The organism is Ensifer sp. SSB1 (genome assembly GCF_016652895.1).
Lineage (GTDB): Bacteria > Pseudomonadota > Alphaproteobacteria > Rhizobiales > Rhizobiaceae > Ensifer.
This window is the reverse complement of the sequence record NZ_JAEPRP010000005.1, coordinates 54,424-75,556: the sequence shown is the minus strand read 5'-3', so window position 1 is coordinate 75,556 and position 21,133 is coordinate 54,424. Positions and strand designations below refer to the sequence as shown.

The window sequence follows — 21,133 nt, the reverse complement described above, 5'->3', positions numbered from 1 at the left end:
CATGAAGCTCTCCTCCTCCATCACCAACGCCATGCCCGAACTCGTCGCCATCCGCCGCGATCTGCATGCCCATCCGGAACTGGGGCTGGAGGAGAAGCGCACCTCTGCCTTCATCGCCAAACATCTCGAAAGTCTCGGCTACGAGGTAACGACGGGCCTTGCGCAAACCGGCGTCGTCGGCACGCTCCGGAACGGCACGAGCACGCGCTCGATCGGTATCCGCGCCGATATCGACGCGCTGCCGATTCTGGAGGAGACCGGGCTCGACTATGCCAGCAAGACCGCAGGGCTGATGCATGCCTGCGGTCATGATGGCCACACGACGATGCTGCTGGGTGCGGCCCGCGCGCTCGCTGAACGACGCAATTTCGATGGCACGATCCACCTGATCTTCCAGCCGGCCGAGGAGAATTTCGGCGGCGCCAAGATCATGATGGACGAGGGCCTGTTTCAAAAATTCCCCTGCGACGCCGTCTTCGCGCTTCACAACGAACCGGGCCGGCCCTTTGGCCAGTTCGCACTTCGCGAAGGGCCGATCATGGCCGCCGTCGATGAGGCGCGCATCACCGTACACGGCCGTGGCGGACACGGCGCCGAGCCGCAAGAAACGGCTGACCCGATCGTCTGCGGCGCCTCGATCATCATGGCGCTGCAGTCAATCGTTTCGCGCAACATTCACCCGATGGATCCCTCCGTCGTCACCGTCGGCGCCTTCCATGCGGGCTCGGCCAGCAACATCATTCCCGAGCGCGCCGAGATCGTCGTCGGCATCCGCTCCTTCGACCCCGCCGTGCGCGACGAACTCGAACGCCGCATCCGCATGATCGCCGAAGCGCAGGCCACGAGTTTCGGCATGCGCGCAACGGTCGACTACCAGCGCAGCTACGACGCGACGATCAACCACAAGGCCGAGACGGATCTCGTTCGCGACCTCGCAGTACGCTTTGCCGGAGCCGACAAGGTGGTCGATCTTGCCCGTCCGTTCATGGGCAGCGAGGATTTCGCCTATATGCTGCAGGAGAGGCCGGGGAGTTACTTCTTCCTGGGCTCGAAGGTCAGCGACGACGACAAGCCGCTGCACCATCCCGGCTACAACTTCAACGACGACCTGTTGCCGATCGGCGCCGCCTTCTGGACCGATCTCGCGGAAGCCTATCTCGCGCGCCGCTGAGGCGCGCTCGCCCTACCGTTCCGCCAATATGCCGCAGCGCAACATTGCCGCAGTGTGACAACCTGGCGGACGCGCTGTCATTGACGTTTGGCAAATTTGGCGCAGATTCAAGCGCATGCTGAGACGCCGGCACAAACACTGAAGTCTGTCCTGGCAAACGCCCAAAGAGGTTCCCTGATCGACGATCGGTCACGGACAACAAGATGCAGCAGCCAGAGCGATACGGCCCGCGTCAACGACGCCGCGCGTCCGTATGTCTGAAAGGATTGCGCCCGTGTTTGAAAGTTTCGATGCGACCCTGCTCGCTCGCTTCCAGTTCGCCTTCACCGTCTCCTTCCACATCATCTTCCCCGCCTTTTCCATCGGTCTTGCGAGCTACCTTGCGGTGCTGGAGGGGTTGTGGCTCCTGAAGAAGGATGCGGTCTATCTTGAGCTCTTCCACTTCTGGAAGACGATCTTCGCCGTCGCCTTCGGCATGGGCGTCGTCTCCGGCATCGTCATGTCCTATCAGTTCGGGACCAACTGGAGCGTCTTTTCCGACAAAGCCGGGCCAATCATCGGGCCGCTGATGGGATATGAGGTATTGACGGCCTTCTTCCTCGAAGCCGGCTTCCTCGGCGTCATGCTTTTCGGGCTCAATCGTGTCGGGCCGAAGCTGCATTTCTTCGCGACGCTCATGGTCGCCGTCGGCACACTGATTTCCGCCACCTGGATCCTTTCGGCCAATTCCTGGATGCAGACGCCGGCTGGCTTTGCCATGAACGAAGCGGGCCAGTTCGTTCCCGTCGACTGGTGGAAGATCGTCTTCAACCCGTCCTTCCCCTACCGCCTCGTGCACATGGTGCTTGCCGCGTATTTGACGACCGCATTCGTCGTCGGTGCCTGCGGCGCCTGGCACCTCATCCGCAAGACGGCGCCGCGGCGCGCGCGCAAGATGTTCTCTATGGCCATGTGGATGGCGGCGATCGTCGCGCCGATCCAGATCTTTGCCGGCGACATGCACGGCCTCAACACGCTGGAGCACCAGCCGGCCAAGGTGATGGCGATGGAAGGCCATTACCAGAGCCACCCGGACGGCGCGCCGCTCATCCTTTTCGGCAACCCGAACTCGCCGGAAAAGCGCATCGACTATGCGATCGAAGTGCCGAAGCTCTCCAGCCTCATCCTGAAGCATGATCTCAACGCCCCGCTCGCCGGTCTCGACACGATCCCGGAAGAGCTACATCCGCCGGTCGGCGTCGTCTTCTGGTCGTTCCGGGTGATGGTCGGCCTCGGCTTCGCCATGCTCGGCATCGGCCTCTGGTCGCTCTGGTGTCGCTACCGCGGCACGCTGGACAGCAATGTCTGGCTGCACCGCGCAGCGATCGCCATGGGGCCTGCCGGTTTCGTCGCCGTGCTCGCCGGCTGGGTCACCACCGAGGTCGGGCGCCAGCCCTACACGGTGTACGGGCACCTGCTGACGGCGAATTCAGTGGCGCCAATCGCAGCACCGGCCGTCGCCGCCTCGCTGATCGCCTTCATCATCGTCTATTTCTTCGTCTTCGGCGCCGGCACTTTCTACATCCTCCGGCTCATGGCACGCCTGCCGAAGGACACCCTGCCGGATCTCGACGAAGGACCATTGCGCAGCTCCGGCATCATGCCCGGCCCTGCCATTCACAGCACGCACGCCAACACCCAGGGAGGTCACCATGGACTTTGATCTGCCGCTCATCTGGGCGGGTATCATCGCCTTTGCGGTGCTCGCCTATGTCATTCTCGATGGCTTCGACCTCGGCGTCGGCATCCTCTTTCCATTCTTCCCTGAGAAGCACGACCGAGACGTGATGATGAATTCCGTCGCCCCGGTCTGGGACGGCAACGAGACCTGGCTGGTGCTCGGCGGCGGTGGCCTGATGGCCGTGTTCCCGCTGGCTTACGCGACGATCCTGCCGGCACTTTACGCCCCCATCATCGCCATGGTCCTCGGCCTGATCTTCCGCGGCGTCGCCTTCGAATACCGCTGGCGCACGCGCCGGGCCGAGTATCTCTGGAACTGGGCCTTCTCCGGCGGCTCGATGCTCGCCGCGTTTGCGCAAGGGATCACGCTCGGGGCGCTGGTCCAGGGCATTCCGGTTGAGAATCGTGCCTATGTCGGCGGCTGGTGGGACTGGCTGACGCCGTTCTCGATCATGACCGGTATTGCCGTCGTCGTCGGCTATGCGCTGCTCGGCGCCACCTGGCTGGTCATGAAGACCCACGGCAACCTTGCGGACCAGGCGCGCGGCCTTGCGCTCAGGTGCTCCTTCGGCACCATCGCTGCCATGGGCATCGTCAGTCTCTGGACCCCGTTCCTGGAGCCGCAATATCTGGATCGGTGGTTCGGCTTTCCGACAGCGATCTTCAGCGTCATCGTGCCGGCCCTCGTTCTCGGCTGCCTCTATGCGCTGATCACGGGTATCCGCAACCGGCTCGACAGCCGGCCCTTCATCGCGGCCCTCGGCCTCTTCGTGCTCGGCTATGCCGGCATCGGCATCAGCTTCTATCCCTATATGGTGCCGCCATCGCTGACGATCTGGGATGCGGCAGCACCGGAGGAAAGCCTGTCCTTCCTGCTCGCCGGCGCGCTGGTTCTGGTGCCGATCATCCTTGCCTACACCGCCTATGCCTATTGGGTGTTCCGCGGCAAGGTCGATCCCGAGGAGGGCTACCATTGACCAGCGAGACGGGTACCGGCCGCAAGCTTCTCTGGTTCGTCGGCCTCTGGTGTGCGGGGGTAGCGACCGTCACCCTCGTCGGCCTTGCGATCAAGCTGACGATCGGAACATGACCGATTCACATAAATTCCGCGCGGGAAGCGCAAGCCCGCGAAGTTTTTCCACTCTAAAAAGCCTCGCTCAAGCTTGGCCGGCTAACTTCTCTCAACACGTCAGCAGGCGATCGCCGCAGACGGAGACAGGACCGCACCCTCCTCCCCTGCAAAGCGATCGCCTGCTGAGGTGACCACCCCGCGCTCAGTCGCCTGCGCATCTTTCCGCCCTCCTTTCGGAGTGGTGATGCCGCAAAGTGCGACCCTGTTGCCCCTTCTCAGAAAGCTCGCCGTTTGTTAGCAGTGCGCCGCAAGGGCGCCCCGCTTGCTGAGAGCCGAGGGACGCTCGAACGCCCTGGATCTGCGCGCGGCCGAAACGGCCAGGCCCCAGGCAATCGGACGAGACAGATGCAGAAGACCCCCGCGCAATGCGAAACCATGGCCGATGTGCGTGCCGAAATCGACCGGCTCGATGAGGCACTGATGACGCTGTTTGCCGAACGCTGGGGCTACATCGACCGGGCAGCCGAGATCAAGGCACCGCTGAAGCTGAAGGCGGATATCCCGGCGCGGGTCATGGAAGTGCGCGAGAACGCCCGCAAGAACGCCGCGAACTTCAATCTCGACCCCGATTTCTACGAGGATATCTGGGCGCGGCTGATTGGCCATGCGATTGCCCATGAGCAGAAAGTTCTGGGCGAGACCGGCGACGAATAGTCGCCTCCTCGGTCATGCGTCCCGGCATCAGCCGCCAAGAATATAGCGCTGCAGGCGGTCCGCCGCTTTCTTCACGTGGGCCGGATCGCGCAGGAAACAGGCGCGCATGAACAGCGAACCGCCGTCGCCGAAGGCGGTGCCCGGTGCCAGGCCGACACCAGTCTTGTCGACGATATCGATCGCCGCCGCACGCGAATCCGTAACACCATCGATCTTCAGGAACGCATAGAGCGCGCCGTCGGGCTTCAGCGTTTCCACCCGGTTGGTGGCAATCAGCGCATCGCAGAAGACGTCACGGTTTTTCGTCGCCTTGGCGACATTCGCGTCCAGGAAGGCATCGCCCTCGTCGAGCGCAACGACGGCGCCGCGCTGCATGAACTGGGCAACACCCGACGTCGAATATTGCACCAGGTTTTCCAGCACCTGCCCCATCTCCGGAGGAGCGACGATCCAGCCGACACGCCAGCCGGTCATCGACCAGTTCTTCGAGAAGGAATTGACGAAGAGGATCCGGTCGCCTTCCTCCATGACGTCGAGGAAGGACGGCGCGCGGGCGCCGACATAGGAGTAGAGCGCATAGATCTCGTCGGCGATGATCCAGAGACCATGCTTGCGCGCCAGCGCCAGGATCGCCGCCAGCTCCTCCCGCGTCGCGGTCCACCCGGTCGGGTTCGACGGCGTGTTGATGAACAGCGCCCTGGTCTTCGGACCGACCGCCGCTGCCAGTCGATCGAGATCGAGCTGCCATTTGCCGTGTTCGAAGCGCAGTTCGACGGAAACCGGACGGACGCCGGAGAGATCGGCGGCAGCGGCAAAGTTCGGCCAGGCCGGCGTCAACAGCACCATCTCGTCTCCCGGCGAAGCGATCGCCTCGATCGAGAGCTTGATCGCCTGCATGCCGGAGCCGACGACATAGAAATGCTCGGGCGAAAGGGATTTCTGGAAGCGCCGCTGATAGTAGCGAGAAAGCGCTTCGCGCAGCGGCGGGATGCCGCGCTGCCAGGTATAGAAAGTCTCGCCAGCCGTGAGCGCCTCGCGCGCCGCATCGCTGATGAAAGCGGGCGTCGGCAGGTCGCCTTCGCCGACCCAGAGCGGAATCAGCCCATCGCGCCCGCGGGCATAGTTCACCACTTCGACGATGCCGCTTTCGGGCGCCGCAAGTGCACGGGGACTGATGCTGCTCAGAATGGTCATCGGCGGGCTCCGGAGGCACGACGGTCCCGGGTCGGATCGCCCAAGATTATCGTGAAAGATACCAATGGACTGGAGCGGAGATGGCCTGCCCCAGGTTGCCCGTCGCTTCTAGCCGCTTTCGTCTGAGCGATCACGCGACTTTATCTGACCGGTTTATCGATTTCTGTGATGTTTTGAGGCCCCGGCGAGCCGGGGCCTCGAAGAAAGAGTTAGGCGCGCTGCTTCAGCAGATCGCGGATTTCGGAGAGCAGCAGGATGTCTTCCGGCGGCGGAGCGGCCGGCGCCTCGTCCTTCTTCTTCTCCATCGACGCGCGCATGCGGTTCACAGCCTTGATCATCAGGAAAATGATCCAGGCGAGGATCAGGAAGTTGATGAGCACGGTGATGAAGTTGCCGTAGGCAAAAACGGCGCCCTGCGCGCGAGCGGCGGCGAGAGACGTCGCGGTCACATTGGCGGAGAGCGGGACGAAGTAGTTGGAGAAATCGAAACCGCCGCCAGTGAGCGCACCAACAATCGGCATCACGAGGTCTTCGACGACCGACGTCACGATCTTGTTGAAGGCAGCGCCGATGATGACACCGACCGCGAGATCCATCACGTTCCCGCGGGCAATAAACTCCTTGAACTCATTCAGCATACGTCTCTCCGTTCTATCCCCGTTGAAAACGACCGCCGGCGCTGTCCCGCGCTGCAACCGTTTACGGAAACTAAACCAAAGCGGGCAGCGAGAAAACCATTCTTTGCCTTTGGTCAAATCGCGCCTGCGAAAAGAAGGAACGAAACCCCTCCGCGTCCGAAAGCGCATTTTCTCTTGCAGCGCCTTGGACTTAAGACTCATGCGCGGGGCAATTCTCAACCTGACGGACTTGTCCTATGCTTCGCGTCGGAGGAGTGAGGCATGCTTTCGGGTTCGGTCATCTTTGCCTCGGCCTTCGCCTATCTGCTGCTGCTGTTTGCAGTCGCGAGCTATGGCGACCGGCGGGCCAGGAGGAAAAGCGCTGCGCTGAAAGGCAGACCGCTCGTCTATGCCCTCAGCCTTGCGATCTATTGCACGTCCTGGACCTATTTCGGCGGCATCGGGCTTGCGGCCGAGCGCGGGCTCGAATTCACCGGTATCTATATCGGGCCGATCCTGATGTTCACGCTGGGTATGCCGCTGATCCGCAAGATCATCCGCCTCGCCAAGACAGAGAAACTGACCTCCGTCGCCGACTTCATCGCCGCGCGCTACGGCAAGAACCCGGCCGTGGCAGCAATCGTCGCGCTGATCTCGCTGGTCGGCGCCATCCCCTATATCGCGCTGCAACTCAAGGCGATTTCGAGTTCTGTCGCGGCGATGATCAACACCAGCGACTACGGCATCGGCGCCGGGCAGAGCTTCATCGACCTGCCGCTGCTCGTGACCTTGTTTCTCGCCTGCTTCGCCATCGTTTTCGGCACGCGCCACACCGACGCGACGGAGCACCAGGACGGGCTGATCCTGGCGATCGCAATGGAGTCGCTGGTCAAGCTCGTGGCACTCGTCACTGCCGGCTTCTACATCGTCTTCGTCATTTTCAACGGCCCGGCGCATCTCTGGTCACTGGCCACCGAAAGCCCGGCGGTACAATCGGCACTGTCCTACGAGACCCCGACGGCGCGATGGATCCTGCTGATCGTCACCTCGGCCTTCGCGGTGATCATGCTACCGCGCCAATTTCACGTCACCGTCGTCGAAAACCGCACGGACGGAGAACTTCGGACCGCCGGCATTCTCTTCCCGCTTTATCTGGTCGCCATCAATCTCTTTGTGCTGCCGATCGCGATTGCCGGCATCCTCACCTTCTCGGGCTCGGGGGACGCGGACCTTTACCTCTTGACCCTGCCACTCGCCAACGGCCTGCCGCTCCTGACGCTGATTACCTTCATTGGCGGTTTCTCGGCAGCGACGGCCATGGTGATCGTCGCGTCGGTGGCGCTGTCGATCATGATTTCCAACGACATCGTCATGCCGGTGTTCCTGCGCCGCAATCTCAGCCAGCGCGGGGGCTTGCAGGAAAACCTTGCGGGGACGCTTCTCAACATCCGCCGCTCGGCGATCTTCGTCGTGCTGCTGCTCGGCTACGGCTATTACCGCTCCGCCGATATCAGCGCCGGGCTTGCATCGCTGGGGCTACTGTCTTTCGTCGCCATCTCCCAGATGGCGCCGGCCATGCTCGGAGGCCTCGTCTGGCGCCAGGCGAATGCGCGCGGCGCGATCACCGGCATGGTCTCGGGCTTCTTCGTCTGGGCCTATCTCCTGTTCCTGCCGAGCCTCGGCGGACCGGACAATTCTCAGGTCGCGGCAACGGTCCTAAGCTTCCTACTGCCATTTACAGACCTGTTCTCGGGTCCCGGCGCCGACCCGCTGGTCAATGCCACGACGCTGAGCCTGCTCGTCAACTGTAGCGCCTATGTGCTGGCGTCACTGACGCGAACGCCGAAGCCGATCGAGCGCTTCCAGGCCGGCATCTTCATCACCCGGCGGTCGCGCACCGAGGGCACCTTCCGCGGTCGCAAGACCAAGGTCACGGTACGCGATCTCAAGGCGACGATCGGCCGCTACATGGGCACCGAGCGCATGCAGCGCTCGTTCCACACCTATGAGCGCCAATCCGGCCGCTGGCTGGACGACAACGCGCCGGCCGACATGGCGGTCGTGCATTTTTCCGAGCAGTTGCTCGGCAGCGCCATTGGCTCATCCTCGGCGCGTCTCGTGCTTTCGCTCGTCCTGCAGCGCGGCGACGACACGTCGTCGGACACGGCCTGGCTGCTCGACCAGGCAAGCGAGGCGCTGCAGTACAATCAGGATATGCTGCAGACGGCACTCTCGCAGATGGACCAGGGCATCGCCGTCTTCGACAATGCCAACAACCTGATCATCTGGAACCGGCGCTTCCGCCAGCTTCTCGACTTGCCTGAAGCCGCCGGCCAGGTGGGCTTCCCGCTGGCCGATATCGTCTCGATCCTCACCAAGCGCGGCGATATCCGCAAGGATCAGGAAAAGGGGCTGATCGCCAACTTCCTGACACTCGACAAACCCTTCCTGCTCGAACTTAGCAATGGCGAGCGCATCATCGAAGTGCGTACCAACGCCATGCCCGACAAGGGCATCGTCACCACCTATACCGACATCACCCAGCGCGTTGCCGCCGACATGGCGCTGAAACAGGCGAACGAGACTTTGGAACTGCGCGTCGAGGAGCGTACTGGCGAGCTGACCCGCGTGAACCGAGAGCTCGCCGAAGCACGGGCTGCCGCGGAAGAGGCCAATATCGGCAAGACGCGGTTCTTCGCAGCGGCCGGCCACGACATCCTGCAGCCGCTCAATGCCGCCCGGCTCTACTCCTCCTCGCTGGTCGAGCGGCTCGGCGATTCCGATGATAGCACACTGGTCGAGAACATCGATTCCTCGCTGGAATCGGTCGAAGCCATTCTCGGCGCCGTGCTCGACATCTCACGCCTCGACACCGGCGCTATGAAGCCGCGGCTGCAATCCGTGCCGCTCAACGACCTGCTCCGCCGCATCGAGACCGATTTCGCGCCGATCGCCCGCGCGAAGGATCTCGAACTGGTGGTCATGCCGACATCGCTCACGGTGCGCAGCGATCCGAACCTGCTTCGACGCGTGGTCCAGAACCTCGTTTCCAACGCGATCAAATATACGCTCGCCGGCAAGGTGCTGGTCGGCGTGCGCAGGCATGGTGCGATGGCGACGATCGAGGTGCTCGATTCCGGCATCGGTATTCCATCCTCAAAATTCCGGACGGTGTTCAAGGAGTTCGCCCGGCTCGACGAGGGCGCGCGCACGGCTTCCGGCCTCGGCTTAGGCCTTTCGATCGTCGATCGCATCTCGCGCGTGCTCAACCATCCGGTCAGCCTGCAATCGACACCGGGCAAGGGCACCGGCTTCAAGGTGACATTGCCGCTGGACATTAGCGCCGGCGAACGGGTCGCCGTCCGCCCGGTCGTTCCCAGCAAGGCAAGCGAGGCGCTCAACGGCTTGCGTGTGCTGTGCATCGACAATGAGCCGCGCATCCTCGAGGGCATGAAGGTGCTGCTGTCCGGCTGGGGTTGCGTCGTCAGTACGGCTGAATCGGTTGCCGCCTGCGCCGAGATGGCCGCACAGCCGGCCGAAAGGCCGCACGCTGTTATTGCCGACTACCACCTAGACGATGGAACGGGCATCGAGGCAATCGCGAAGATCCGGCTCTCCGCGGGTGAGGCGATCCCGGCCTTGCTGGTGACGGCGGATCGCACTCCGGAAGTGCGCGCCGCCGCCGAGCGCGACGGCGTCTCGATCCAGAACAAGCCGGTGCGACCGGCAGCGATGCGGGCGTGGCTGACGCAACTTTCGACGGCTGCACGAACGGCTGCTGAGTGAGCGGCGTCGGCGGTGCGCCGGCGATAGAAGAATATGGCTGTAGCGCTGGGTCAACCGCCTCAGGCCGCGGCGACGGTGCCTATCTTGGAAAGCTGGATGACCGCCTGAGTGCGGCTGTCGACATTGAGCTTCAACAGGATCGCCGAGACATGCGCCTTGATGGTTGCCTCGGAGACGCCGAGCTCATAGGCGATCTGCTTGTTGAGCAGGCCTTCGCCCAGCATGCTGAGAACACGCGACTGCTGCGGCGTCAGCGTCTGCAGCCGCTGCAGCAGATCGGCGACTTCCGGTTCGTATTCCTGGGTCTGGTCATAGCCCGCCGGCACGAAGACCTCGCCGGCCATCACCTTCTCGATCCCCTCGCGGATTTCCTCGATACCGGCCGACTTCGACAGGAAGCCGGAGGCGCCAAGGTCGAGCGCGCGGTGAATCGTTGCCGGATCGTCATGGGCGGAAACCACCATGACCGGCAGGCTCGGAAATTCGGCGCGAAGCGCAATCAGGCCGGATAGGCCGCTGACGCCGGGCATGGTCAGGTCCAGCAGCAGGAGATCGGCATCCGGATAATCGGCAGCGGCCTTGCGGGCGGCGGCAAAATCGCCCGCCTCGACGATGGCGGGCGCGCCGTCCATGCCGCTGAGGGCCTGGCGCATTGCGCCCCGAAACAGCGGATGATCGTCCGCGATGATGATGGTCATGTCCGGCGTCATGTCGCTCCCTCCCAAGAGCCCGGCCTGCGACCTGCACGCCTCCACGCGCCGATCCGCATTCCGCATGGCCGATCCGGCGTCTCAGGTCTTCTGCGGCTCCGTCGCGGGGTCGCTGCCTTCGAGATCCTTCACGATATCCATGAACTTACGCATCATTCTTTCCATGATGCCCATTGTCCGGTCAATCTCTTCGTCGGTCGGAAGGTCCCGTTTCGCGACGCTATCACCGGATTTGACGGCCTTTTCCAAGGTCTCCACCCGTTTGGTCAAGAGGTCGATCTCCAGCTCGAGCGCGGAGCGTTCGTCCGCTGCCATGCGGCAGACGAGTTCGCCGTTCCTTTCCTGGCAGAGTGACACTTCGCCGGTTTGCGTGTCGAGCCGGGCGATGCCCGTCTCGGATTTCTGCATGCTATAGCGGCCGGGCGCCGGATCCTGCGCCGAGGCGATGCCGGCGAATGCCAGGCCGGCACCAATCAGAAGTGCGACAGTTGCTTTTCTCATGACGTCCTCTCCGTTGCGGTCCTTGCCAGATGACGTCCGGCACATGAACGGGATGAGCGAAATCGATCTTCACCACCGATTATGCGCGAATCGACGTCCTTCTGCGATGGACAATCGCCGATATTTGCGGCAAGGCCACGACAGAAGATTACGGGGACAGACGGGCACAATGGGTTCCATCATCTACAAGATCGTTCCGGCCTCGCTGTGGCAGGAAGCCAGGCGCAGCGGGCGCTTCGACGGTGCACCCGTCGATCTCGCCGACGGTTACGTCCATTTTTCGACCGGCGAGCAGGTCGTCGAGACGGCGGCGCGCTATTTCGAAGGACAGGAAGACCTGCTGCTGGTCGCCGTCGATGGCGACGCGCTCGGCGAGGAACTGGTCTACGAACCCTCGCGCGGTGGTGCCCTCTTCCCGCATCTCTACGCCCCCCTCTTCCTCTCCGCCGTGGTCTGGGAAAAACCCCTGCCGCTTGGCGCCGATGGCTCGCATACGTTCCCGGAACTTGACGCATGAACCCGCTTACCAATCTTGCCCGTCGTGGCCTCTTCCTGTTCGATCCGGAGGCCGCACACGGCCTGTCGATCAAGGCGCTGAAGACCGGGCTCGTGCCCAGCTGTCCCGCCAAGGCCGACAAGCGGCTTTCCCAGACGGTCGCGGGCATCGAGTTTCCGAACCCGATCGGCATGGCCGCAGGCTACGACAAAAATGCCGAGGTGCCGGAAGCGCTGCTGAAGGTCGGTTTCGGGTTCACCGAGATCGGCACGGTCACGCCGAAGCCGCAGTCCGGCAACGACAAACCGCGCATTTTCCGGCTGGTCGAGGACGAGGCCGTCATCAACCGGCTGGGCTTCAACAATGAGGGCCATGGCGCGGCACTGGCGCGGCTCAAGGCCTGCTCGCGCAATGCGCTGATCGGCGTCAATATCGGCGCCAACAAGGACAGTGCCGACCGCATTGCCGACTATGTGAACGGCATTCATGCCTTCTACTCGGTCGCCCGCTATTTCACCGCCAACGTCTCTTCGCCCAACACGCCCGGCCTGCGCGACCTGCAGGCGCGTGAGAGCCTCGCCGCCCTGCTATCGGCCGTGCTCTCGGCTCGCGACGAGGAAGCCCGCAGCAGCAACCGCTACGTTCCGGTATTCCTGAAGATCGCACCCGATCTGACGGAAGAGGGCATGGATGACATCGCAGCCGAAGTGCTCGCCCACAATCTCGATGGTCTGATCGTCTCCAACACGACGCTTTCGCGCGAAGGCCTGAAGGATCAGACCCAGGCGAAGGAAGCCGGCGGCCTCTCCGGCAAGCCGCTCTTCGAGAAGTCGACGGCGGTGCTTGCCCGCATGCGCAAGCGCGTCGGACCGAACCTGCCGATCATCGGCGTCGGCGGCGTCGGTTCGGCCGAGACCGCAGCGGAGAAGATCCGCGCCGGCGCCGATCTGGTCCAGCTCTATTCCTGCATGGTCTATGAGGGCCCCGCGCTGCCCGGCCGTATTGTGCGTGGTCTTTCCGATCTCTGCGACCGTGAACGGCTCAACTCGATCCGCGACATCCGCGACAGCCGCATCGACTATTGGGCCGGCCGGAAGGTCTGACGCGCTTTCGCTGGAATTCTCGAAAGCAGAAAGACGCCGCGCATCAGCAGGAAAAGGTTGAGGCCGGCCCAGAGCCCGTGATTGCCGAAGACGGGTACGAGCACGGCCAGGGCCGCCGCGTAGCCGACAAAGGCCGCTACCATCATGTTGCGCATCTCGCGCGACCAGGTGGCGCCGATGAAGACGCCGTCCATCAGGAAGGCGAGTGCGCCCGTGGTCGCGGTTACCGCCGCCCAGGGCAGATACTCGTATGCGGCCGCGCGGACATCGGGCGCCGTCGTCAGCAGATTGACGAGCCTGTCGCCGAGGAGCACGAGGGCGATCGTGGTGACCAGAGCGAGTCCCAGCGACCAGGCGCCCGTGAGGCGTAGCGCCCGATCGAAGGCCGGGCGGTAGCGGGCGCCGATCGAGCGGCCGATCAGTTGTTCGGCAGCATTGGCGAGACCGTCGAGGTAGTAGCCGGCAACCAGGAAGATCGTCATCAGCACCGCGTTTGCCGCTAGCGTCACCGGTCCGAAGGCCGTGCCGATGCGCGTCATCAGCGTGAAAGCGGCCAGCAGCACGAAGGAGCGGATCATGATGTCGCGGTTGAGCCCGAAGAGCGGCTTCAGCCGTTCGCGATCGCAGATCAGCGCCCAGCTCGGCGCGTCCATGCGATCGAAGCGCCCATAAACGATGGCAAAGCCGGCAAGCGCACCGACAATCTCGCCGATGACGGTCGCGAGCGCGACACCCGTCACACCCCAGCCGAGAACGAGACCGAGCAGGATCGAGAGCACAATGTTGATGCCGTTGATCAGTGTCTGCAACGCCAGACCGATGATACCTTCGCCGCGGCCAAGCACGAAACCGAGGATGGCGTAGTTCGCAAGAGCGGCAGGCGCGGAAATGATGCGACAGAGAAAATAGGTCCGGGTGACGGCCGCCACCTCGGGCTCCGGTCCCATCAGCCAGAGGCCGCCGGACAGCAGAAGCGGCGACACGAGCAGGCTGACCGCACCGCAAATGAGCGCGATGATCAGCGATCGCCAGAACACCGCCTGCTGCTCACGGCGGTCACCGCGGCCATAGGCCTGGGCAACCAACCCCGTCGTCGCTGCCCGCAGGAAATTGAAGGTGGTGAAGATCAGGTCGAACAGGATGGCGCCGATCGCAAGGCCTGCCAGCAGCGTCGCCTGCCCCATGCGTCCGACGACAGCCGTATTGACCAGCCCGAGCAGCGGCGTCGTCAGAAAGCCGAGCGTCATCGGCAGCGCAATTGCCAGGATCAGCCGATGGGTGACGTGAAAGGGGCCGGCAGGATCGCTCGGCGAGACGGGAGAGGCGGTCATCGAACGGTCCGGGCGTGATAGGTGAGAGTTGACCGTTTTAGGGAATGAGCATGGGGGGATGCAAGGTGGCAATTGCCGCTGCCGACCGCGAATACATGCGCGGGTCAGCGTATGTGAAGGCCCCTCTCCTCGGATCTAACCGGAGGACTAGCCGTCTCCCCGCAGATGGAGAGAGGGGACGTCGCGACGGACCGAGCAAGCGCCACAGGTCTCCTGCTCCCCATCCCTCTGGGGAGTAGGGCCCGGCAGGGGGATGAGGGGCAAAGCTCAAGAGAGCGGTCGCGGAGTGGTGAGGCCCGCTTAGCCCGAAAGCACCATGGCCCAGAAGGGTCGGTTGCCGGAGGCGGCGTTCTGGGCGACCGCAACGCCGAGGCCGCGATAGTTGCCGAGCATGTTTTCGAGATGCTTGGGCGACTTGAACCAGGCGTCATAGGCGCGTTCTGCGTCGTCCTGGCCCATGGCAATGTTCTCGGCGGCCGGCAGGGTCACGCCCTGGCCCTTCATCCGGTCGTAGAAACTGTCGTTCCAGCCGATCAGATGCTGCATCTTACCAACCTTGGCCATGCGCGCCGCCTGGCTCATTGCAGCGGCCGAAGCCGCGCGGTCGGCCACGAGCTCTGTCAGCCCCTTGCCCTTGCGCAGCTTGTTGACGTAGCCGAGGCTCGCCGCAGTCTGGTCGCTGCCGGTGCCGCTTTCAGGCGTCAGCACCTTGGAGGTCGTGCAGCCGGCAAGCGCGCCGAGCGATAGGATGGCGGTGGCGCGCAGAAGGCCGCGGCGTTCGATGAGAAGAAACCGGTCCTGCATCATCAGCGCCGATAGCTCAGCACGCGAAGGATAACGAAGGCCGGAACGACGATCACGGCACCGAGCAGCAGGTAGTCCCCTACCCGGCCGAGTGCGGCAAAGCCGGTGTACCAGAGGTCGAGCAGGAAGTTTCGGACAGCGAAGTAGATATCGGTCGGATACCAACCGAACATCCTCATCACGAAGCCGACGAGGATCGACACCACGACGAGCTTGACCAGCACGCGCAGCGGCGAGTCACCCAAGAATCTGTCCATTCCGTCCGACATCCTCGAACTTCTCCTGTTTGTCTTCACATAAGCCGCGATCGGCGGCGTCGCAAGTCGGCCAGCCCCTGCATGGCGCCCAAGCTCTCTGTTTGGGCCAGATTCCGCTTGTGTTTTGCCGCATCCGGCGTCAGAAGCGCTGATCGCAACCAACATCTCACATTGATGACGCTCAACCAGCTCTCCTCCGGCGACCTGATCGCCGACCGCCGCGCCGACTACGCAAAAATGCTTGCCGAGGGCGGCGAGCACTCAAGCGCGGCCGAACTCATGGAACAGGCGCTGGAACAGGCACCCAACTGGGCAGCCGGCTGGTTTCGGCTGGCGGACTATGAGGAAAAATCGGGCCGGAAAGAGGCGGCGATCGAAGCGCTGCGGAAAACGCTGGCGCTCAGCCCTCAGGACATCTTCGGCGCCGGCCTGAAACTGGCTCTGCTTGGCGCTGCGGCCATGCCCGAACAGCCGCCGAGCCTCTATGTCGAGCGCCTCTTTGACGACTATGCCGACCGCTTCGACAAGGCGCTGGTGGAAAAGCTCGGCTATACCGTGCCGCAAAAGCTCGCGGCTCTGATCCAAAGCCATACCGGAGGCCTCATCTTCGAGCATGTGACGGATCTCGGCTGCGGCACCGGCCTCTTCGGCAAACGCATCCGGGATCAGGCACAGTTTCTCGAAGGTTTCGACATCTCCATCAATATGCTCGCCAAGGCCGAGGCGAAATCCACCTACGATCGGCTGGCACGCGCCGACCTCTCGCTCTCGCCGGAAATATCCGGCATCTTCGGCAATTTCGCCCCCGCCCGGGCCGATCTCGTCAGCGCCGCCGACGTTCTCATGTATCTCGGCAATCTCGACAGTGTCTTCGACATTACCCTCCGACTGCTTGACGCAGGCGGCCACTTCGCCTTCTCGGTCGAGGATGCGGGCGATGGCGTGGATTTCCTCCTACGCCCCTCGCTGCGCTATGCCCACAGCGAAACCTATATCCGCGGGCTCTGCGCGACGCATGGTCTGGAGTTCAAGGCCATCGAGCGCACCGTCATCCGTATGGATGCCGGCCAACCGGTTTTCGGCATCCTGTTCCTGGCGCGCAAGCCTGCATAAAACGCAAGGCAGAGTCGCAAAAATAGGTCAGCATAACTGACATATTTTTCTTGATTGTTGTTGTGCGTTGCAGCATTGCTGCGGCCATCGCAATCGAGGATTTGCCATGGCTCAGATCAGCAGCGTTTTCGGTCTCTGGAACACCAGCCCGACCCGGCACTCAGCCGTCGAGGACCTGCAGGGCATCTTCACCGGCAGCCTGATTGCCGCGCTCGGCCTCTATTTCCTCGCAAGCGCGGGTCTGCTCACCGGCAGCACCGCGGGCGTCGCCTTCCTGCTGCACTACGCCTTCGGAATCAATTTCGGCCTCGCCTTCTTCCTGCTCAACCTGCCGTTCTTCTACCTGTCGCTGAAGCGGCTGGGCCCGGCCTTCACGGTCAAGACCTTCATCGCCATCGGCGTGACCTCGTTCCTGACAGACATCCAGTCGCGCCTCTTCCAGATCGGCACGATCCAACCGGCCTGGGCCGCCCTGCTCGGCGGCCTGCTGCTCGGCTACGGCCTGCTGGCACTCTATCGCCACCGCGCCAGTCTCGGCGGCGTCGGCATTCTCGGCATCTACCTGCAGGAGCGTTTCGGCATTCGCGCCGGTCTGGTGCAGCTTGCGATCGACATGGTCGTGCTCGTCTTTGCCTTCGGCGTGACCTCACCCACAGTCGTCGCTTGGTCGGTGCTCGGCGCGGTCGTCCTCAACCTGTTCGTGGCCATCAACCACCGCGCCGATCGGTACATCGCCCTCTAGATCGGTTTCCCGCTTGGAAGGCCTGTTGCAAGAGGCAATTCCGGGAGAGCGCCTCATGCTTTTCCCGGAACAGCTGTGACTCAGGCAGCCTTTGACGGCACGTCGACCGGATGCTGGGAGCGGAAGCCGACGGCGATCCGGTTCCAGGTGTTGATCACCCCAATCGCGACCGTGAGCTTGGTGATCTCGGCCTCGGTGAAATGCTCCTTCAGCGGCTCGAAATCTTCGTCCGGCGCACGGGTCTGGGCGATGTTGGTCAGCGATTCCGTCCATGCAAGCACAGCGCGCTCGCGCGCGTCGTAGATCGGCGATTCACGCCAGGTGCAGATCAGGTGGATCCACTGCTCGCTGAGGCCGCTATGGCGCGCCTCCTTCACATGCATGTCGACGCAATAGGCGCAGCCGTTGATCTGCGAGGCGCGAAGCTTGATCAGGTGGATCAGGCGGGGCTCCAGGCCGGAGTCCTTGACGACGTATTTGTCCAGCGCGGCAACGGCCTTATAGGCATCCGGGGCGGCTTCGACGAAATTGAAACGCGGTTGCATGCACTTTTCCTTGGGTTGACGTGATTTATGGGGTTGGCGGACGATCTCAAACGCCGGCGGCTGACCGGCGTTCGTTGATCTCAAGGAACGCATTGGTTCTTGCGGCAATGCTGCCGTCATCCTTGGCATAGAGCTCTTCCATGATGCTGGCGATGGTCACGCGCCTGAGCTCGGCGCGATAGGCCTGCTCGGCCCTCAGCATCGCGGCATTGATGGTGCAGGGCGTCGTCGGCTTGCACGTGTATGGATTGGGACCGCGCAGGCGGATCTCGTTGCAGCGGAACGCCGGCTCCGGGCCCTCGACCGCAAGCACGATGTCGAGCAGGCTTATCTTCTCCGGCTTGTGGGCAAGGCGATAACCGCCCTTCGGGCCCGGCACCGCCTCCAACAACCCTGCCCCCGACATTGCCTGCAGATGCTTCAGGAGATAGCTGGTGGAGACGCCATGGAACTCGGCAAGGGCAGCAGCCGACAGCGTGCTGCCCGGCTGCAGACAGCTCAGCATCGTCACACTGTGAATGGCCTGCTCGACCCCATCACCAAGTTTCATTGGCACCTCAATAATCATAGATATATTTTATCCATGATTCTCAAAAAGAGTCAACGGGACCGCCTGACACCCTCCTGACAGGCTTCTCTTTTGACAGATTTGATCTACCTTTGTTCTCCGTGAACAGGATCGATTCCCCGGAACCGCAAGGCGACGCCCTGACCTTGCCCGCCCCCTTTCTGCGCTGGTTCGGCGAGAAGGGCTGGCGGCCGCGCGCTCACCAGCTCGAGTTGCTGGCGCGCGCCGAGACGGGAGAAAGCACACTGCTGATCGCGCCGACGGGCGCCGGCAAGACGCTTGCCGGCTTCCTGCCTTCGCTGGTCGATCTCACCCGACGCGGCAAGATCCCGCCCGGTTCGGCCTTCGTCGGCATCCACACGCTCTACATTTCGCCTTTGAAAGCTCTCGCTGTCGACATCGAGCGCAATCTGATGAAGCCGGTCGGCGAAATGGGCCTGCCGGTGCGCGTCGAAAACCGAACGGGCGACACGCCGACCGCCAAGCGCCAACGGCAGAAGCTCAATCCGCCCGACATTCTCTTGACAACGCCTGAACAGCTGGCGCTGCTGCTTGCCAACGGCGAGGCCACGCGTTTCTTCAAAGACCTGCGCTACGTCGTCTTCGACGAGTTGCACTCGCTCGTCACCTCCAAGCGCGGTCATCTCCTCTCGCTCGGCCTGGCGCGGTTACGCCGGCTGGCGCCGCGGCTGCAGACGATCGGGCTTTCGGCGACGGTCTCGGATCCGATGGACCTGCAGCGGTGGCTGGCGCCACAGGAACCGGACGCGAACAACCACGCCGGGCTTGTGCTCGTCGAAGGCGGCGCCAAACCGCAGATCTCCATCCTCAAGACGGAAGAGCATGTGCCTTGGGCCGGGCACTCGGCGCGCTACGCCATCGCCGATGTCTACGCCGCCATCAAGGAGCACGGCACCACCCTGCTCTTCGTCAACACCCGTAGCCAGGCCGAACTGCTCTTCCAGGAACTCTGGACGATCAACGACGACAATCTGCCGATCGCGCTGCACCACGGCTCGCTCGACGTCGCCCAGCGCCGCAAGGTCGAGGCGGCAATGGCGGAGAACCGCCTGCGGGCCGTGGTCGCCACTTCGACGCTCGATCTCGGCATCGACTGGGGCGATGTCGATCTCGTCGTGCATGTCGGCGCGCCGAAGGGGGCGAGCCGCCTTGCCCAGCGCATCGGCCGTGCCAACCACCGCATGGACGAACCCTCGAAGGCGATCCTGGTGCCGGCCAATCGCTTCGAGGTGATGGAATGCCAGGCGGCGCTCGACGCCAACTATATCGGTGCGCAGGATACGCCGCCCGTCGGCAAGGGTGCGCTCGACGTGCTCGCCCAGCACGTGCTCGGCATGGCCTGCGCCGCACCCTTCGACCCGCTGTCACTTTACGACGAGATCACCACGGCCTCGCCCTACAAGACCCTTGCCTGGGAGACCTTCGAGCGGGTGGTCGATTTCGTGGCGACCGGCGGCTATGCGCTGAAGACCTATGAGCGCTACGCCCGCATCCGCAAAACCAAGGACGGGCTCTATCGTGTCTCCAATCCGCTGGTGGCGCAGCAATACCGGCTGAACGTCGGCACGATCGTCGAGTCGCCGATGCTGAACGTGCGCATGGTCAAGCGCAACCAGCGCGGTGCGCTCGGTCGCGGCGGTATGCCGCTCGGCAAGGTCGAGGAATACTTCCTCGAAATGCTGTCCCAAGGCGATACCTTCATGTTCTCCGGCAAGGTGCTGCGCTTCGAAGGAATCCGTGAGAACGAATGTCTTGTCAGCCAGGCCTTCACCTTTGATCCCAAGGTGCCGAGCTATGCTGGCGGCAAGTTCCCGCTCTCGACCTATCTGGCCGCGCAGGTGCGCAAGATGCTCGCCGATCCGGCGCGGCGCGCGGCGCTTCCGGACCAGGTGCGCGACTGGCTGTCGCTGCAGAAGGATGTCTCGATGCTGCCGCGCGAGGACGAACTTCTGATTGAGACCTTTCCGCGCGGCAGCCGCCACTACATGGTCGCCTATGCCTTCGAGGGGCGGCTGGCGCACCAGACGCTCGGCATGCTGCTTACCCGCCGGCTCGACCGCGCCGGATTGAAGCCGCTCGGCTTTGTCGCAACGGATTACTCCCTGGCGGTCTGGGCCCTCGACGACCTCGGCGCCACCTTCGAACTCAGTCGCGGCGCCCTCGCCGACCTCTTCGACGAGGATATGCTCGGCGATGATCTCGAGGCCTGGCTGAACGAATCCTTCCTCCTGAAGCGCACCTTCCGCAATTGCGCCGTGATCGCCGGGCTGATCGACCAGAGGCACCCCGGCAAGGAAAAGACCGGCCGCCAGGTCACGGTCTCGGCGGACCTCATTTACGACGTATTGCACGCGCACGAGCCGGACCACCTGCTGCTCGAGGCGACCCGCAACGATGCGGCAACAGGGCTTTTGGACATCGCTCGCCTCGGGGATATGCTGAAGCGAATCAAGGGACACATCACCCATCGACGGCTCGACCACATCTCGCCGCTGGCCGTGCCGGTCATGCTGGAGATCGGCAAGGAGATGGTCCAGGGCGAGGCGCAGGACTTCCTGCTTTCGGAGGCCGCCGACGACCTGATCCACGAAGCGATGGGCGGTTTGGATGCGGATTGATAGGAAAATGGCTTTGAGAATGAGCAGTCTGTGGCGTCGGGCGGGTTACTC

At 63.3% G+C, this 21,133-nt stretch carries 19 protein-coding genes; 10 read left to right on the top strand and 9 right to left on the bottom strand.

Annotation, left to right across the window (positions count from 1 at the left end):
- Position 1 precedes the first annotated feature (1 nt).
- The 4 genes from I8N66_RS02250 to I8N66_RS02235 all read left to right on the top strand — a co-directional run bounded on the left by I8N66_RS02250 (position 2) and on the right by I8N66_RS02235 (position 4,676).
- Positions 2-1,171, top strand: a complete 1,170-nt coding sequence (locus I8N66_RS02250) for a M20 aminoacylase family protein (RefSeq protein ID WP_291149171.1) — start codon at positions 2-4, stop codon at positions 1,169-1,171.
- Between the two features lie 274 nt (positions 1,172-1,445).
- Positions 1,446-2,873, top strand: coding sequence for a cytochrome ubiquinol oxidase subunit I (locus I8N66_RS02245; protein ID WP_291149169.1), 1,428 nt, complete (start codon positions 1,446-1,448; stop codon positions 2,871-2,873).
- The gene (gene cydB, locus I8N66_RS02240) at positions 2,863-3,867 is read left to right on the top strand and encodes a cytochrome d ubiquinol oxidase subunit II (RefSeq protein ID WP_291149166.1); all 1,005 of its coding nucleotides are present in this window, start codon (positions 2,863-2,865) and stop codon (positions 3,865-3,867) included. The genes I8N66_RS02245 and cydB overlap by 11 nt, the downstream gene beginning before the upstream one ends.
- A 500-nt stretch (positions 3,868-4,367) precedes the next feature.
- Positions 4,368-4,676 (top strand): chorismate mutase family protein, encoded by a 309-nt coding sequence (locus I8N66_RS02235; RefSeq protein ID WP_113536499.1) that lies wholly within the window; start codon positions 4,368-4,370, stop codon positions 4,674-4,676.
- Between the two features lie 27 nt (positions 4,677-4,703).
- Here the strand turns inward: I8N66_RS02235 and I8N66_RS02230 are convergent, their stop codons facing one another.
- Positions 4,704-5,870, bottom strand: coding sequence for a pyridoxal phosphate-dependent aminotransferase (locus I8N66_RS02230; RefSeq protein WP_291149164.1), 1,167 nt, complete (start codon positions 5,868-5,870; stop codon positions 4,704-4,706).
- 209 nt (positions 5,871-6,079) lie between these two features.
- Positions 6,080-6,508, bottom strand: coding sequence for a large conductance mechanosensitive channel protein MscL (gene mscL, locus I8N66_RS02225; RefSeq protein WP_113536501.1), 429 nt, complete (start codon positions 6,506-6,508; stop codon positions 6,080-6,082).
- Between the two features lie 261 nt (positions 6,509-6,769).
- Between mscL and I8N66_RS02220 the strand changes: the two genes are divergently transcribed.
- Positions 6,770-10,273 (top strand): PAS domain-containing hybrid sensor histidine kinase/response regulator, encoded by a 3,504-nt coding sequence (locus I8N66_RS02220; protein WP_113536502.1) that lies wholly within the window; start codon positions 6,770-6,772, stop codon positions 10,271-10,273.
- Positions 10,274-10,332: 59 nt separating this feature from the next.
- On the opposite strand, the gene I8N66_RS02215 is transcribed toward I8N66_RS02220, so the two are convergent.
- Both I8N66_RS02215 and I8N66_RS02210 read right to left on the bottom strand, forming a co-directional pair.
- Entirely contained in the window at positions 10,333-10,983 is a 651-nt protein-coding gene (locus tag I8N66_RS02215; protein ID WP_113536503.1) for a response regulator transcription factor, read from the bottom strand.
- Positions 10,984-11,064: 81 nt separating this feature from the next.
- Positions 11,065-11,484 (bottom strand): hypothetical protein, encoded by a 420-nt coding sequence (locus tag I8N66_RS02210; RefSeq protein WP_113536504.1) that lies wholly within the window; start codon positions 11,482-11,484, stop codon positions 11,065-11,067.
- 169 nt (positions 11,485-11,653) lie between these two features.
- Here I8N66_RS02210 and I8N66_RS02205 point away from each other — a divergent pair, with 169 nt between their 5' ends.
- Entirely contained in the window at positions 11,654-12,001 is a 348-nt protein-coding gene (locus I8N66_RS02205; protein WP_113536505.1) for a DUF952 domain-containing protein, read from the top strand.
- Positions 11,998-13,083 (top strand): quinone-dependent dihydroorotate dehydrogenase, encoded by a 1,086-nt coding sequence (locus I8N66_RS02200; RefSeq protein ID WP_291149155.1) that lies wholly within the window; start codon positions 11,998-12,000, stop codon positions 13,081-13,083. The genes I8N66_RS02205 and I8N66_RS02200 overlap by 4 nt, the downstream gene beginning before the upstream one ends.
- On the opposite strand, the gene I8N66_RS02195 is transcribed toward I8N66_RS02200, so the two are convergent.
- The 3 genes from I8N66_RS02195 to I8N66_RS02185 all read right to left on the bottom strand — a co-directional run bounded on the left by I8N66_RS02195 (position 13,059) and on the right by I8N66_RS02185 (position 15,487).
- Positions 13,059-14,414 (bottom strand): MATE family efflux transporter, encoded by a 1,356-nt coding sequence (locus I8N66_RS02195; protein ID WP_291149152.1) that lies wholly within the window; start codon positions 14,412-14,414, stop codon positions 13,059-13,061. The two genes, I8N66_RS02200 and I8N66_RS02195, sit on opposite strands and share 25 nt — an antisense overlap.
- Before the next feature lie 300 nt (positions 14,415-14,714).
- Positions 14,715-15,218, bottom strand: coding sequence for a CAP domain-containing protein (locus I8N66_RS02190; RefSeq protein ID WP_291149150.1), 504 nt, complete (start codon positions 15,216-15,218; stop codon positions 14,715-14,717).
- Positions 15,219-15,220: 2 nt separating this feature from the next.
- Entirely contained in the window at positions 15,221-15,487 is a 267-nt protein-coding gene (locus I8N66_RS02185; protein WP_113536508.1) for a DUF6460 domain-containing protein, read from the bottom strand.
- 162 nt (positions 15,488-15,649) lie between these two features.
- On the opposite strand from I8N66_RS02185, the gene I8N66_RS02180 reads away from it, so the two are divergent.
- Both I8N66_RS02180 and I8N66_RS02175 read left to right on the top strand, forming a co-directional pair.
- Entirely contained in the window at positions 15,650-16,588 is a 939-nt protein-coding gene (locus I8N66_RS02180; protein WP_291149147.1) for a methyltransferase, read from the top strand.
- A 106-nt stretch (positions 16,589-16,694) separates the two neighbouring features.
- Positions 16,695-17,330 carry a YitT family protein gene (locus I8N66_RS02175; RefSeq protein WP_034797123.1) on the top strand — a complete coding sequence of 212 codons (636 nt, stop codon included), beginning with the start codon at positions 16,695-16,697 and terminating at the stop codon, positions 17,328-17,330.
- Positions 17,331-17,410: 80 nt separating this feature from the next.
- Here the strand turns inward: I8N66_RS02175 and I8N66_RS02170 are convergent, their stop codons facing one another.
- Together I8N66_RS02170 and I8N66_RS02165 are read right to left on the bottom strand one after the other, a co-directional pair.
- On the bottom strand, positions 17,411-17,875 hold the full coding sequence (locus I8N66_RS02170; RefSeq protein ID WP_291149144.1) for a carboxymuconolactone decarboxylase family protein: 465 nt from the start codon (positions 17,873-17,875) through the stop codon (positions 17,411-17,413).
- Between the two features lie 46 nt (positions 17,876-17,921).
- A complete protein-coding gene (locus I8N66_RS02165; RefSeq protein WP_291149141.1) occupies positions 17,922-18,425 on the bottom strand; it encodes an Rrf2 family transcriptional regulator in 504 nt (167 codons plus the stop codon).
- A 110-nt stretch (positions 18,426-18,535) separates the two neighbouring features.
- Here I8N66_RS02165 and I8N66_RS02160 point away from each other — a divergent pair, with 110 nt between their 5' ends.
- On the top strand, positions 18,536-21,082 hold the full coding sequence (locus I8N66_RS02160) for a ligase-associated DNA damage response DEXH box helicase (RefSeq protein ID WP_291149138.1): 2,547 nt from the start codon (positions 18,536-18,538) through the stop codon (positions 21,080-21,082).
- The last annotated feature ends 51 nt before the right edge of the window (positions 21,083-21,133 follow it).